Below are 12990 nucleotides of genomic sequence, written 5' to 3'. Positions count from 1 at the left end.
TCCCACTCAACTAGGCGTTGACCACGGCTACTTTGGATTCCGCTGTCGCCGTCGCACTGCGCACACGCGGAATTTTTCCTTGCTCGATATCGGCATACCAGAGATCGTGATGCTCTTTCGCCCAGACGTCATCGACATAGCCGGTACGCATGGATTCATACGCACCTTCCATCCCTATCGTACCGAGATAGATGTGACCAATCACCATACCGGCTGCCAGCATCGCCGCAGCGATGTGCACAACGCTGGCAATCTGCATGTAAGCGCGGCTATATTCAAATCCTGGCACCAGTTTATCGAGCACAAAGCCAGATGCACTGACAATCAGACCGAGGCCAACCACGCCGCCCCAGAAAATAATTTTTTCACCGGCGTTGAAACGATGCGAACTCACATGGGCGCCGCTGAGCAAACCGCCCAGTTTCGCCATCCATTTAATATCCGATGCCGACGGTAAATTATCGCGGGCAAATTTAATAAAAAACAGAATGATGGACACCGTGAATATCGGGCCGACAAAGTTATGAATGTTCTTGCATAAAAATGCCAGCCAGCCGAACAGCGTCAAGCCAAAGAATGGCAACAATATGTGCTTACCAAACAGCATCACAATACCGGAGCTTGCCAGAGCAACGAAGCTCAACGCCATACTCCAGTGCAGCGTACGCTCAGTCGGTGTGAAACGCTCAATCAGGCGACCGGTGCGCGGGCCATCGAGACGAATCTGACCGCGAGTCAGATACATCGCAGCCACTGCGACTAACGCCGCCAGCAAAATGCCACCGCCGATCATCGTCAGCGGGCCATTTCTATATTGACGCCATGCCTCACCTGCTGTCGTCGCCCGTGCCTGACCGGGAAATTGCGTTTTCCCCTGTATCAGCACGCCAGCTTCCAGCGCTGGCAAGCTCGAATAATGTTTGGTGCCATCCGCCACCAGACGATATGTCGGCGCGAGATTGCCGGGTTGTGTTTGCGTGCGCTCTGCCTGATTTTGTTTCAGGATATCGACCGACTCAACACCTGGCAGTTTTTCTGCCGGTGCCGTCGCTGCCGCCGCATTTGCCGGTGCTGCAGCTTGCCCGGCATTCTGTGCAGATGCCAGTGTTGCTGTCAGTGCCAAGGTCAGCGAAAGAATCAAAGATCTCATGTCAACTCCTTGGTTTAATTGGTTTTGACATACTCGTTCTGGTATTGATTACGGGCACGGATCTGGTTTTCCCACGCCGTTTTATCGCCGGGAGTCCACTCTTTCACAACGAACTCGTTGTGCGCCCCCTTCCATGCCTTTTCATCGACCAGACCACGCTTGGTTGTAGTTGCCTGATCACGTTCGCCACAGGCGGACAAACTCATCAGCGCAAGCAAACCTGAAATTATCATCACTGTTTTTTTCATGATTTATTTCTCCGTGGCCGGCTGCAACTCAGGTTTCGCCTCTGGATTATTGCCCTTGCCATAAGCGGTGCCCCAACCCCAGACTTCACTGCCCTTACCACGCTTAACCACGCGGTTACGGAAGATGTCTGCGATCACATCGCCGTCGCCACCGAGCAGCGCCTTGGTCGAACACATCTCCGCGCATAAAGGCAACTTACCTTCAGCCAGGCGATTACGACCATATTTTTCAAACTCTTTTTCCGAACCATCTTCTTCTGGTCCGCCGGAGCAGAAAGTACATTTGTCCATTTTTCCGCGCAAACCAAAAGTTCCGTTTGATGGGAACTGCGGCGCACCGAACGGGCAGGCATAAGAACAATAGCCGCAACCAATGCAGATGTCTTTATTGTGTAAAACCACGCCTTCATCGGTGCGGTAAAAACAATCAACCGGACACACCGCCATACAAGGTGCGTCAGAGCAGTGCATACATGCGACGGAAATCGATTTTTCCTGTCCAATAACGCCATCGTTGACGGTCACCACGCGGCGGCGATTAACACCCCACGGTACTTCATGTTCGTTCTTACATGCTGTCACGCAGCTATTGCATTCGATACAGCGCTCTGCATCACAGATAAATTTCATTCTTGCCATTTTTTTCTCCTGTGAAATTACGCTGCAAACCGTTCGATATTACAAATCGTGGTCTTGGTTTCTTGCATCATCGTGACCGAATCGTAACCATAAGTCGTTGCAGTGTTCACTGCCTCACCGCGCACGATCGGCATCGCACCTTCCGGATAAAATTCTTTCATATCCTTGCCCTGCCACCAGCCTGAGAAGTGGAAAGGAATAAACGCCGTATCTTCAGCCACACGTGGCGTTACCAACGCTCTGACTTTGATGCGCGCACCGGTTGGCGTCGAAACAATCACATATTCGCCATTACGGATACCGCGGTCAGCCGCTGCTTTTGGATTGAGTTCAACAAAGTTTTCTTGTTGCAATTCAGCGAGCCACGGATTGGAACGTGTTTCCTCACCACCACCTTCGTATTCCACCAGACGTCCGGAGGTAAGGATGATAGGGAATTTTTCGTACAGTTTTGCTTCGACGTTTTTCTGCTGCACAGACTTGTACAGCGTCGGCATACGCCAGAACGCTTTCTTGTCATCGTGAGTCGGATATTTCGCAACCAGATCAGGACGCGTACCAAACAAAGGTTCGCGGTGCTGAGGCACAGGATCAGGGAAATTCCAGACGATCGCCCGTGCCTTCGCATTACCGAAAGGATGGCAGCCATGCACTTTCATGACCACGCGCTGAATACCGCCGGACAAGTCAGTTTTCCAGTTTTTGCCTTCTGCTGCTTTCTTTTCTGCCTCGGTCAGATCATCCCACCAGCCCAGTTTTTTCAGCAGGACGTGATCAAATTCCGGATAACCAGTAGTAATCTCAGCACCGAGAGAATGAGAGCCATCTTCTGCCAGCAAACTGACGCCTTCGCGCTCAACACCGAAGTTCGCACGGAAATTACCGCCACCATCCATGACGTGCTTGGAGGTATCGTACAAATTAGGAGAGCCCGGATGCTTGAGTTCTGGCGTGCCATAACAAGGCCACGGCAGACCGAAGTAATCACCCGTCATATCGTAACCACTGACCGGGTCTTTACCGCCTTTGCATTTGAGCGTTTTCACGTCAAACAAATGCATATTGCGCATATGCGCTTTTAAACGCTCAGGAGACTGACCGGTATAACCTATCGTCCAGGTTCCGCGATTGATCTCTTGCAGCATGGATTCTGGTTCTGGCTCCATCATGCCGCCTTTACCCGGCACCATTTTCAGCTTCGCCACCAGCTCTTTTGCAAACCCGAGTTTTTCTGCCAGTTGATACATGATCATGTGGTCAGTGCGGGACTCGAACAGTGGTTCAATGACTTTTTCGCGCCATTGAATCGAACGGTTCGATGCAGTGACCGAGCCCGATGTTTCAAACTGCGTTGCTGCCGGTAACAGATATACCTGACGCTTAGGATTGAGTTGCTGATCTTCCGTCTTCATCGCCGCCATCGCAGCCGTAGCCGATGGATAAGGATCAATCACGACCAGCATATCGAGCTTATCGAATGCCTTTTTCATTTCCAGGCCGCGCGTCTGAGAGTTCGGAGCGTGACCCCAGAATACCATCGCCTTGACGTTGTTCTCCTGATCGATCAGTTCATTCTTTTCAAGAACCGCATCAATCCAGCGCGATACCGTCGTGCCCGACTTTTCCATCATCGCCTGAGAAGCGAACTGCTTCTTGACCCATTCGTAATCGACGCCCCAGACGTTACACCAGTGTTTCCAGGCACCCGTTGCCAGACCGAAATAGCCCGGCAGTGAATCAGGGTTCGGGCCGACGTCTGTCGCGCCCTGCACGTTATCGTGACCACGGAAAATATTTGTACCGCCACCGGATTTACCGATGTTACCGAGCACCAGTTGCAACAGACAAGAAGCGCGTACGATCGCATTACCTATCGTATGCTGAGTCTGTCCCATACACCAGACCACTGTCGATGGGCGATTCATGGCCATCGTTTCAGCTGCCTTATAAACCTGATCTTCAGGTACGCCGCAAGCCTCTTCTACTTTTTCCGGCGTCCATTTCAGCGCTTCTTCTTTAATTTTCTCCATCCCGTAAACACGGTCATGAATGTACTGCTTATCTTCCCAGCCATTTTTGAAGATGTGATACATCATGCCGTATAAAAATGGAATATCTGAGCCGGAGCGAATACGGATATATTGATTCGATTTTGCCGCTGTACGTGTGTAACGCGGATCGACTACGATGACTTTGCAGCCGTTCTCTTTCGCATGCAGCAAATGCAGCATCGACACCGGATGCGCTTCCGCCGCGTTCGACCCGATATACAGCGCCGCTTTCGCATTCTGCATATCATTGTAACTATTGGTCATAGCACCATAGCCCCAGGTATTCGAAACACCTGCAACAGTGGTGGAGTGACAGATACGTGCCTGATGATCGGTATTATTTGTGCCGTAAAAAGACACAAACTTACGCAACAACATTGCCTGCTCGTTATTGTGTTTCGATGAACCGACAAAGAACGTCGAATCAGGACCAGACGTCTTTTTAATATCAAGCAACTTGTCAGCAATTTCAGTCAATGCCTGATCCCAACTGATACGCTGATACTTGCCGTTAACCAGCTTCATCGGGTATTTCAGACGATATTCACCATGACCATGCTCACGCAAGGCAGCACCTTTCGCGCAATGCGCGCCAAGGTTAATAGGTGAATCAAAGACCGGATTTTGTCTGACCCAGACGCCATTCTCAACAACCGCATCGACGGCACAGCCAACGGAACAGTGCGTGCAAACTGTGCGGCGCACTTCAATTTTTCCACCAGATGCAGCACCAGATACGGAAGCTTTTGCTTTTTTTATCAGCCCTAATTGCGATGCCGCAATACCAGCACCAACGCCAATACCAGAACGCTTCAAAAAGCCACGTCTATCCATGGTCGGCAGTGCACGTGCGAGCGACTCCGCAAGTCCGGATGAAAAACGTGTTTGTGCGCGCGACGCAGCGTCACCTTTACGAGTTAACAACATATCTTCACCTCAGAATTAAATAGTGGTGGTACGGTAGTATTTCTTCACGTGCTCGGTCAGGCGATAGCCTGTGCCTTCAGGCTCTGCTGGAGCTGCCAGCGTTTCGATTTTTTCCTGTACCACTGGCGCCGCTTTCAGCGCAAATAAGCCTGCGGCGGCCACACCTAAACCACCCAGCAAGCTACGGCGTTTAATTTTTTGATCCATGTTCGTCTCCGATGTCGACAACTAAACCTGGAGACTGATTGAAAGGCGATCAAGAATTGATCGCTGAAACCGGCATGATAAAAACACTCATACCTGTTTCGCAGCTTATTTCCTCTCTGAAAAGGAAGAAATCAAGTGCGCGCGTCTCCGAACTTCTAGCAGTCTACTCTATTCAAAAAAAAGATTCCTGACAGGAAAATCAATATTTAATACTATTTAACAATTGCAGAACAAAAACTTTTGATTACATCAAAAAAATAAGTAGTAACCCTTATTCCATGTCAAAAGATTGCATTTCCACGTCAAAGAAAATTTTTGCTAACTGCGCCAGGCTGGCATAAAAAGTAGCCTGCGGATGCGTAATAATTGCATCGCACATTGTTCCCACCCAGCTTTGCATATGTGTTGCAAAAAACTGTTTTTGTGTCGCCAGATTGGCTTGCAAAATGTCGTCTGACGCAATCAGGTAACGCATCACCTCGCACAGTGAGGCAATATGATCTTCAGACTCGACAATATGCTCGGCACGCTCCAGACCCAGATTTTGCAAATCGGTCCGCAACGCTGCCAACGGCTTTTCCATCAAAAAACCACTGAGGTAATACGAACCGTACAGCAACACTTCAGGCTTTCCTGTGCCGACAAAAAGCTGTTCATATTCATCCCTAACCAATTCTGCTTCGGACTTTCTTGCTGTCTCTATGAAATGCGTCCAGGCTTCACCCAACACACCCTCACCATTGGTTTCAGCACTACTCAGTACCAAGAGTAAATCCTTTGATGGCGGTACATATAACAAAGTGGCAAGTAGGCCGTACAAATCCGCCCGCGCCGTTTCCTCACCCTGATCGGCAGTTTCAAATTTAATCTGTGTTTCCATTTTCTGTATTTCCGGTAATGTCTGAGCTTAGTGCGGGCGCTTTAAATCTGCAGAACTCATCATGTCGACCACGCGACAATCCGGGCACATACGAATGCGATCAAGATGTCCCGCAAATGCGCTATGCGCCCCAAGTTTCTGCACCATGGTTTCTATCATCTGCGCTGTCGCAAATGGCTTGCTGCAGCGTATGCAGTGAAATGGCTGCGCTTCGTTTAACACACGAACCTGTTTGGCAGCATCGCTCAGCAATAACCTTGGGGTCAGTGTAATTGCATTCTCCGGGCAAGTATCCTCACACAAACCACACTGCACACAATTGCGCTCGATAAAACGGATCTGCGGAGAATTAGCGTTATCCATCAACGCCGAGCTCGGGCAAGCGCCCACGCATGACATGCACAAAGTACAGGCGTCCTTATTGATCGCGACTGATCCATACAAAGATCCGCCCGGCAAAGCCACTTCGCTCACCGCTTCCGGCGCATGTCTGAGCAGATGATCGAGCGCAAAGTCCATACTGACCCGCTTATCCTGTGCGACATTAAACAATGCTGGCGGTGGCACTTGCGCTGGCTTTAGTGCATACAAAAACGACGACAATTCTGAGGAAGAACTTGTTTCCAACAAATGAATATGCTGCCCCTGATAACCGAGCCCGGACAAAATCGCCTGTGAAATCTGTATCTGTTTTTGCAGAGCAAGGCGATATTCCGGCGCCTCTTCATCCGTCATCAGAATCACGACGGAAGTGGCACCATAACAAATCGCTGACAACCAGATTTCAATGCCCGTCGATGCCGTATGATGCAGCGCCATCGGAATCACACGGGCTGGCAAGCCGCGCCCACCCGCCTGCGCAGACTGGCCTGCCTGCTGAATTAAATCAGCACCAGCTTCTTTGCTATGAAAAAGGATTGCCGGTGCATGACCACCCGCTTTGGCATACGCTGCCAGCATGGTCTTGATATGCAAGCCAGTATCGGGTGCACGCATATAGGCGTAGCTCATTGCACCGGTAGGGCAAACCGTGGTGCAGGCACCGCATCCGGCACACAAATTAGGATTGACGGCTACCTTGTCACCCGCAGCCGATATTGCATCCGTAGAGCAAACATCCAGACAGGCATTACATCCCAGCTTGCCACTGCGGCTATGCGCGCAGAGTTTTTCTTTATAGACAAAAAACTTTGGCTTCTCAAACTCACCGATCAACTGCGACAATTTCAACACTGCATCAAACTGTGCTGCCACGTCATTACCCGGGGAAAAATACCCTTGCGGCTTATCCGACATAGACAACAAGGGTTGGCGCGATAAATCCAGCACCAGATCACATGCGGTATCCCTGGCAACCGCCATACGTTCAAAATCAATCGCGCCAATGACACCGCAAGCTTTGACGCAATCGCGATGATTGCCGCACTTATCCAGATCGATCTGGTAACTGAAGTCAATCGCTTCTTCCGGACAAACCTCAATACACGCGTTACAACGGGTGCAGGTTTCCAGGTCAATCGGATTGCTTTGCTGCCAGCTCACTTCAAAGTGCCCGAGAAAGCCACGCAACTTGATCGCACTGCCGAACCAGACCGGGAACGTCCGGTCTGCCAGTCGCTCACCATGTGCCGCGCCCTCTGAAAGTAACACACTCACCGCCATTTGCGCAGACAAGCGATGCGCCCACGGCAAAGCAACATCTGCTGAACCAATAATCAACAGATTGCCCTGCGACTCATAATTGACTGTAGGTACGGGTTCGGGGGCTGGCAAACTGGCCGCGGCCAACAAGGCAGCCATTTTCGGCAGACTTTGCTTACTTTCCGCAGACCATCCGGCGCTTTCACGCAAATTGACAAATTTTATCGGCGCAACGCTGTTTTGCGCCAACTCAGAAAACAAAGCACGCTCCTGAGTACAGCCGACGATCACATCATCGACACCGTCCACTGCGCTTAAAAAATTCCCAACTTCCCGGCGGCATAACATGTCACTGACTTGTACATGTTCCGCACCGATTGCCTGTGCCAATTGCGCCGCAGCGGTAGCGTTTAAAGGCAGGGTTTTATTACAACTACAAATTTTTATTTGCGGATTCATTCTGATCGCTCTCATCATTTTTTATTGCATTATTGTGCGGCATGAATTCGGTACTCTGCGCCTCCAGCGGTGTCTGCTCTGACAAAGGCAACTCAGCCAATGCAGGCTGAGTTGCAAGATCTGTCGCCAAAATATTGCTTCCTGCTCCGCGCTCAGCGCTCACGACTTCGTCCATCACCGGATCAGGATCGAGCAAACGCTGCAGACCTTGTTCCAGATGTGCCAGCGGATTCAGCAGGGTCTTGGCATGCAACAAAGACTCCAGCATTCCAGGCGGCAACGGGTCGGCTTTACCGTAATCGTCAATGTAAATATCGAGCCCATCCATGACATTAAAGTGCGGATTGGAAAACAGTTTTTTCATCGCTGAACGACGCACAGACTCGTCAACGTCTTTCGCCATAAAGCGTGAAAAATCGGATTCATCACGCAACGTCGCCACGTCAGCCATATCAGGCACCTTATCCGGCGCTCTTTCTGCGACTTGCTCCGGTGTTTTTCCTGCATCGCTTGCGTCGGCAGCGGTCGTGGCAGTCCATTGTTCTGGGGGCGCATCAGATGTGACAGCCGGTAGCATTTCCTTTTCAGTACTGCGCTTACTCCAGCGGCTGAAAAAATCGCTGGCTGCCATATCAGTGAGTCTTTCTGTTCACAGATGCTTCAGCTATCGCCATTTTCTGCACACCTTCGCCACCCTCGAAGGATGGACGTTTGCGAGGCTTCTTGCCTTCGTAGCGGAAATACTGCTGCGTGTATTCAGCAAGCCAGGCGGCAACATCTGTTGATAAAGGCAGAATGTCGACTTGTTCACCGCCATCGATCTGGCGTGCTGCCTCATCATAGGAAAGTGAAACCGATTTAGGTACAGCCAACTCAACGCCATCAACCTCTTCCATGCGCCACATGACGAACCAGCAGGGCGTCTCAGAGCTGAGATTCAGAAAATAACCGGGTGTTTCGTCAACATGCAAGGTCGCAGAAAAGCCGGGAAACAGCCAACGCTGCTCACCGTCACCACTCATCAACTGATGTATTTTGGCATCAGGGGTATCCGCCAGAATTTCCAGTGGTTTCCATTGAAATGGCTGCCACCGATTATTCATCGGCACACGCTGCATGATCACACTCAGCGTAAAAGGTAGCTCGGTATTTTTTTCCATCGTGCTGGTATTATAGAGAAACAGAGTTAAGTTTCGAGAACAAGAATCCACCACCTCCCATGCAAGCTCCCCTCCCCGTGCGCGATGGCATCGCGCCAAGTTATTTATGGTTACCCGAAGGCCAGTGGAGCAATATGATCAGCTTCCTGACCTCGCATTTCCCGGATGTCGGAGAAGCGACCTGGCTTTCTCGCATGGAAAGAAATGAAGTAGTAGATGCGCATGGTAACCCATTACAAAAGAACAGTTTAGCCAAGCGTGGAATGTGTATTTTTTACTATCGCGAAATCGACAGCGAAACCATTATTCCATTTGAAGCGCACATCCTGCATCAGGATGATCACTTACTGGTCGTCGACAAACCGCATTTTTTACCGGTTACTCCCGGTGGGCGCTTTTTGCGGGAAACACTGCTGGTGCGGCTGAAAAAGAAAACAGGCTTACAGCATCTGACCCCCATTCACCGGCTCGACCGGGAAACCGCTGGCATCATCCTGTTTTCTCATAACCCGGAAACGCGGGGACATTATCAGTCACTATTTCAGAAACGCAGCATCACAAAGACCTACCATGCGCTGGCGCAAGCTTTACCTGCCCTGACATTTCCTCTGATCCACCGAAGTTGCATGAAAGAGGGTGAACGCTTTTTCACGATGCGTGAAAGCGAAGGCGAAATCAACTCGGAAACCTTGATCGACATTGAGGAGCAGCGCGGCGACATCAACCTTTACCGGCTGATGCCGGTCACCGGAAAGAAACACCAGCTAAGGGTCCATATGGCGAGCCTGGGGGCACCGATCTGCAATGACAGTTTTTATCCGGTAGCACAAGCTTGCAAAGGCGACGACTTCAGCGCACCTTTGCAATTACTGGCAAAGAGCATCGCTTTTGATGATCCACTGACCGGCGAACGCCGGGAATTCTCAAGCCATCGCGAACTTTAAGTATGCAACGAATAGTCGCTCAGGGACAAATCTATTGACATCAAAGCGTCATAAGGCTAATATGTCGGTCTTCGGAGTGTGGCGCAGTCCGGTAGCGCACCTGGTTTGGGACCAGGGGGTCCAAGGTTCGAATCCTTGTACTCCGACCAGAATTTTAAAAATCAACTTTTTGATTTTTCATCTTGATGTGACAGAAAGTCAGAGTCAGCAAAAAGATAAATACAGTTTAGTTTTTTCGGAGTGTGGCGCAGTCCGGTAGCGCACCTGGTTTGGGACCAGGGGGTCCAAGGTTCGAATCCTTGTACTCCGACCAGTTTAAAAGGATCGTTGATTTTCAACGATCCTTTTTTCTTTTTGCATCGGCTTACTCTCGCTTATAACGACCGACATTAATGACCGGGCGCACCGGCCCAATATTTCATTTGCAAGCAAACGCGTTATTTGCGGAATCTGGCCAACAACCTAACATCGCCACCAACTTTCGCAACATCATGAAACATCAGTTGCGATGCCTGATCAACATGTGTCAATACTGGCAGAGCAAACATTCCAGCGCCCTCACCGAGTAATTTAGGTGCCAGATAGACCAGTAACTCATCAACGCACCCAGCCGCAATCAACGCGCCGTTGAGTGTCGCACCAGCCTCCACGTGCAATTCATTGATTTGTCGTCGCCCCAACTCAAGCATCAATGAGGACAGACTAATCCGCCCGCTAGAATCAGGCAAACAAAGCACCTCAGCTCCCAATGCCTCCAGCGCCAGACGCTTTGGCAGTTCGTCGACTGCACAAATTACCAGCGCACTACCACCCTGCAATATTTTTGCAGATACGGGGATTCTTAAATGCGAATCCAGCACGATGCGTAAGGGCTGACGCGGCGTATCAATGCCGCGCACATTCAACAAGGGGTCATCTGCCAACACCGTACCTATACCCGTCAGTATCGCATCTGCCCGAGCACGCCAGACATGGCCATCTTGCCTGGCTTGCGCTCCGGTAATCCACTGACTCTGACCGTTTGGCAATGCAGTTTTCCCATCAAGGCTGGCTGCCGCCTTCATGCGCACCCACGGCTTGCCAGTTTCCACGCGCGTAAAAAAACCAATATTCATCTCGCGGGCACGATTTGCTAAGTCAGCATGGGTCGCGCACTCTACGTCAATGCCGGCAGCCTGCAATATCGCCAGCCCGCGTCCAGCCACTTGCGGATTGGCGTCACCAATCGCGGCAACGACCCTCGCCAGTCCTGCATCGACCAGTGCGTTTGCACATGGCGGTGTACGCCCAAAGTGACTGCAAGGTTCCAGCGTGACATACGCGGTTGCACCGCGAACATCCATCCCATTGGCAGCCGCATCGCGCAAGGCCTGCACTTCTGCATGCGCCTGCCCCACTGGTTGCGTCCAGCCACGTCCGATCGCGACACCGTCGCGCACAATAACGCAGCCAACTTTAGGATTCGGCGAAGTCTCTATCGTGGCACGTGAAGCAAGATCCAGTGCCACTTCCAGCCAATGCCTATCAGTTTGTTTATCTACGTAAGACATCCATATCCACCAATGTAATCAGGTGTGCTGAATGCTGATATTCGGAAATTTACTGGTCATGTCTTTTGCCTTTTCAGCGACTTTCACTGCCAGCTTGCGGGCTATTTCTTTGTAAATCTGCGCGATTTTTCCATCCGGATCAGCAACCACGGTTGGCTTGCCAGAATCAGCCTGTTCGCGTATCGCCATCGTCAATGGCAAACCGCCCAGAAAATCGACGCCGTAATCCGCACACATTTTTTGCCCGCCACCTTCACCAAAAATCGCTTCAGCATGTCCACAATTAGAGCAGATATGCGTACTCATATTTTCGATAATACCCAGAATAGGAATGCCGACTTTTTCAAACATCTTCAAACCTTTACGCGCATCGAGCAACGCAATGTCCTGCGGTGTCGTCACAATCACAGCACCGGTCACCGGTACTTTCTGCGACAAGGTCAGTTGCACGTCACCAGTACCTGGTGGCATATCGACAATCAGATAATCCAGATCACGCCAGTTGGTCTGTTCCAGCAATTGCTGCAAGGCCTGCGTGACGATAGGGCCACGCCAGACCATAGGCTCGTCCGGATCGATCATAAAACCGATGGATGACACTTGCAGCCCGTGATTTTCAAGCGGCTCCATCGTTTTGCCGTCCACAGTCTCAGGGCGACCATTAATCCCCATCATCATCGGTTGCGACGGCCCGTAAATGTCCGCATCCAGAATACCGACCGCTGCACCTTCTGCAGCCAGCGCCAATGCGAGGTTGACTGCCGTTGTCGATTTGCCGACACCGCCTTTTCCCGACGCTACCGCAATAATATTTTTCACATTTGGCATCAGTTTGATGCCGCGCTGAACCGCATGCGCAACAATTTTCGATGTCACGTTAACGCTGACATTACCGACACCTGGCAACGCGCGCACAGCAGCAATAACACTCTTACGGATCAGGTCAAACTGACTTTTTGCCGGATAACCCAACTCCACATCCAGACTCACATCGTCACCATCGAGCTTGATGTTTTTCGCGGACTTGCTCTTGATCAGATCAAGCTGAGTATTAGGATCAATAACTTTTAATAAAGCATTTTTAATATCGTCAACGGTCAGTGTCATGTAATTCTCCATTCAATGTCCGCAAGT

At 50.7% G+C, this 12990-nt stretch carries 12 protein-coding genes and 2 tRNA genes; 3 read left to right on the top strand and 11 right to left on the bottom strand.

Features of this window, described 5'->3' with window-relative positions:
• Positions 1 to 10 precede the first annotated feature (10 nt).
• From KDM87_RS13255 to KDM87_RS13215, 9 genes are all read right to left on the bottom strand, one after another.
• Positions 11 to 1150 (bottom strand): formate dehydrogenase subunit gamma, encoded by a 1140-nt coding sequence (locus KDM87_RS13255; protein WP_212679513.1) that lies wholly within the window; start codon positions 1148 to 1150, stop codon positions 11 to 13.
• Between the two features lie 14 nt (positions 1151 to 1164).
• Positions 1165 to 1398: a hypothetical protein gene (locus KDM87_RS13250; protein WP_212679512.1), complete on the bottom strand. Its 234-nt coding sequence runs from the start codon at positions 1396 to 1398 to the stop codon at positions 1165 to 1167.
• Positions 1399 to 1401: 3 nt separating this feature from the next.
• Positions 1402 to 2037, bottom strand: coding sequence for a formate dehydrogenase FDH3 subunit beta (gene fdh3B, locus KDM87_RS13245; protein ID WP_190480087.1), 636 nt, complete (start codon positions 2035 to 2037; stop codon positions 1402 to 1404).
• Positions 2038 to 2054: 17 nt separating this feature from the next.
• Entirely contained in the window at positions 2055 to 5015 is a 2961-nt protein-coding gene (locus tag KDM87_RS13240; protein WP_212679511.1) for a formate dehydrogenase subunit alpha, read from the bottom strand.
• Between the two features lie 15 nt (positions 5016 to 5030).
• Positions 5031 to 5222, bottom strand: coding sequence for a hypothetical protein (locus tag KDM87_RS13235; protein ID WP_212679510.1), 192 nt, complete (start codon positions 5220 to 5222; stop codon positions 5031 to 5033).
• A 271-nt stretch (positions 5223 to 5493) separates the two neighbouring features.
• Positions 5494 to 6102, bottom strand: coding sequence for a TorD/DmsD family molecular chaperone (locus KDM87_RS13230; protein WP_212679509.1), 609 nt, complete (start codon positions 6100 to 6102; stop codon positions 5494 to 5496).
• Positions 6103 to 6129: 27 nt separating this feature from the next.
• Positions 6130 to 8202 (bottom strand): 4Fe-4S binding protein, encoded by a 2073-nt coding sequence (locus KDM87_RS13225; RefSeq protein ID WP_212679508.1) that lies wholly within the window; start codon positions 8200 to 8202, stop codon positions 6130 to 6132.
• Positions 8177 to 8833 (bottom strand): DUF3306 domain-containing protein, encoded by a 657-nt coding sequence (locus KDM87_RS13220; protein ID WP_212679507.1) that lies wholly within the window; start codon positions 8831 to 8833, stop codon positions 8177 to 8179. Before KDM87_RS13220 ends, KDM87_RS13225 begins: the two co-directional genes overlap by 26 nt.
• A 1-nt stretch (position 8834) precedes the next feature.
• On the bottom strand, positions 8835 to 9362 hold the full coding sequence (locus KDM87_RS13215; RefSeq protein WP_212679506.1) for a DUF3305 domain-containing protein: 528 nt from the start codon (positions 9360 to 9362) through the stop codon (positions 8835 to 8837).
• Between the two features lie 59 nt (positions 9363 to 9421).
• On the opposite strand from KDM87_RS13215, the gene KDM87_RS13210 reads away from it, so the two are divergent.
• From KDM87_RS13210 to KDM87_RS13200, 3 genes are all read left to right on the top strand, one after another.
• A complete protein-coding gene (locus KDM87_RS13210) occupies positions 9422 to 10306 on the top strand; it encodes an RluA family pseudouridine synthase (RefSeq protein ID WP_212679505.1) in 885 nt (294 codons plus the stop codon).
• A gap of 72 nt (positions 10307 to 10378) precedes the next feature.
• A tRNA-Pro gene (locus KDM87_RS13205) sits at positions 10379 to 10455 on the top strand.
• 87 nt (positions 10456 to 10542) lie between these two features.
• Positions 10543 to 10619 (top strand) — tRNA-Pro (locus KDM87_RS13200).
• Positions 10620 to 10743: 124 nt separating this feature from the next.
• Here KDM87_RS13200 and ribD read toward each other — a convergent pair.
• Positions 10744 to 11856 (bottom strand): bifunctional diaminohydroxyphosphoribosylaminopyrimidine deaminase/5-amino-6-(5-phosphoribosylamino)uracil reductase RibD, encoded by a 1113-nt coding sequence (ribD, locus tag KDM87_RS13195; RefSeq protein WP_212679504.1) that lies wholly within the window; start codon positions 11854 to 11856, stop codon positions 10744 to 10746.
• Positions 11857 to 11874: 18 nt separating this feature from the next.
• Positions 11875 to 12963, bottom strand: a complete 1089-nt coding sequence (gene apbC, locus KDM87_RS13190; protein WP_212679503.1) for an iron-sulfur cluster carrier protein ApbC — start codon at positions 12961 to 12963, stop codon at positions 11875 to 11877.
• Positions 12964 to 12990 lie beyond the last annotated feature (27 nt).

Source organism: Cognatundibacterium rivi, from assembly GCF_018139565.1.
Lineage (GTDB): Bacteria > Pseudomonadota > Gammaproteobacteria > Burkholderiales > Burkholderiaceae_D > Undibacterium > Undibacterium rivi.
The sequence above is the reverse complement of the archived record's forward strand: the minus strand, read 5'-3'. Positions and strand labels throughout refer to the sequence as shown.

Bases quoted from the DNA above. Each gene is read 5' to 3' on its own strand.
- KDM87_RS13235 (WP_212679510.1), bottom strand. From the start codon at position 5,222: ATGGATCAAAAAATTAAACGCCGTAGCTTGCTGGGTGGTTTAGGTGTG.
- KDM87_RS13240 (WP_212679511.1), bottom strand. From the start codon at position 5,015: ATGTTGTTAACTCGTAAAGGTGACGCTGCGTCGCGCGCACAAACACGT.
- KDM87_RS13250 (WP_212679512.1), bottom strand. From the start codon at position 1,398: ATGAAAAAAACAGTGATGATAATTTCAGGTTTGCTTGCGCTGATGAGT.
- KDM87_RS13215 (WP_212679506.1), bottom strand. From the start codon at position 9,362: ATGGAAAAAAATACCGAGCTACCTTTTACGCTGAGTGTGATCATGCAG.
- ribD (WP_212679504.1), bottom strand. From the start codon at position 11,856: ATGTCTTACGTAGATAAACAAACTGATAGGCATTGGCTGGAAGTGGCA.
- KDM87_RS13255 (WP_212679513.1), bottom strand. From the start codon at position 1,150: ATGAGATCTTTGATTCTTTCGCTGACCTTGGCACTGACAGCAACACTG.
- KDM87_RS13210 (WP_212679505.1), top strand. From the start codon at position 9,422: ATGCAAGCTCCCCTCCCCGTGCGCGATGGCATCGCGCCAAGTTATTTA.
- apbC (WP_212679503.1), bottom strand. From the start codon at position 12,963: ATGACACTGACCGTTGACGATATTAAAAATGCTTTATTAAAAGTTATT.
- fdh3B (WP_190480087.1), bottom strand. From the start codon at position 2,037: ATGGCAAGAATGAAATTTATCTGTGATGCAGAGCGCTGTATCGAATGC.
- KDM87_RS13220 (WP_212679507.1), bottom strand. From the start codon at position 8,833: ATGGCAGCCAGCGATTTTTTCAGCCGCTGGAGTAAGCGCAGTACTGAA.
- KDM87_RS13230 (WP_212679509.1), bottom strand. From the start codon at position 6,102: ATGGAAACACAGATTAAATTTGAAACTGCCGATCAGGGTGAGGAAACG.
- KDM87_RS13225 (WP_212679508.1), bottom strand. From the start codon at position 8,202: ATGAATCCGCAAATAAAAATTTGTAGTTGTAATAAAACCCTGCCTTTA.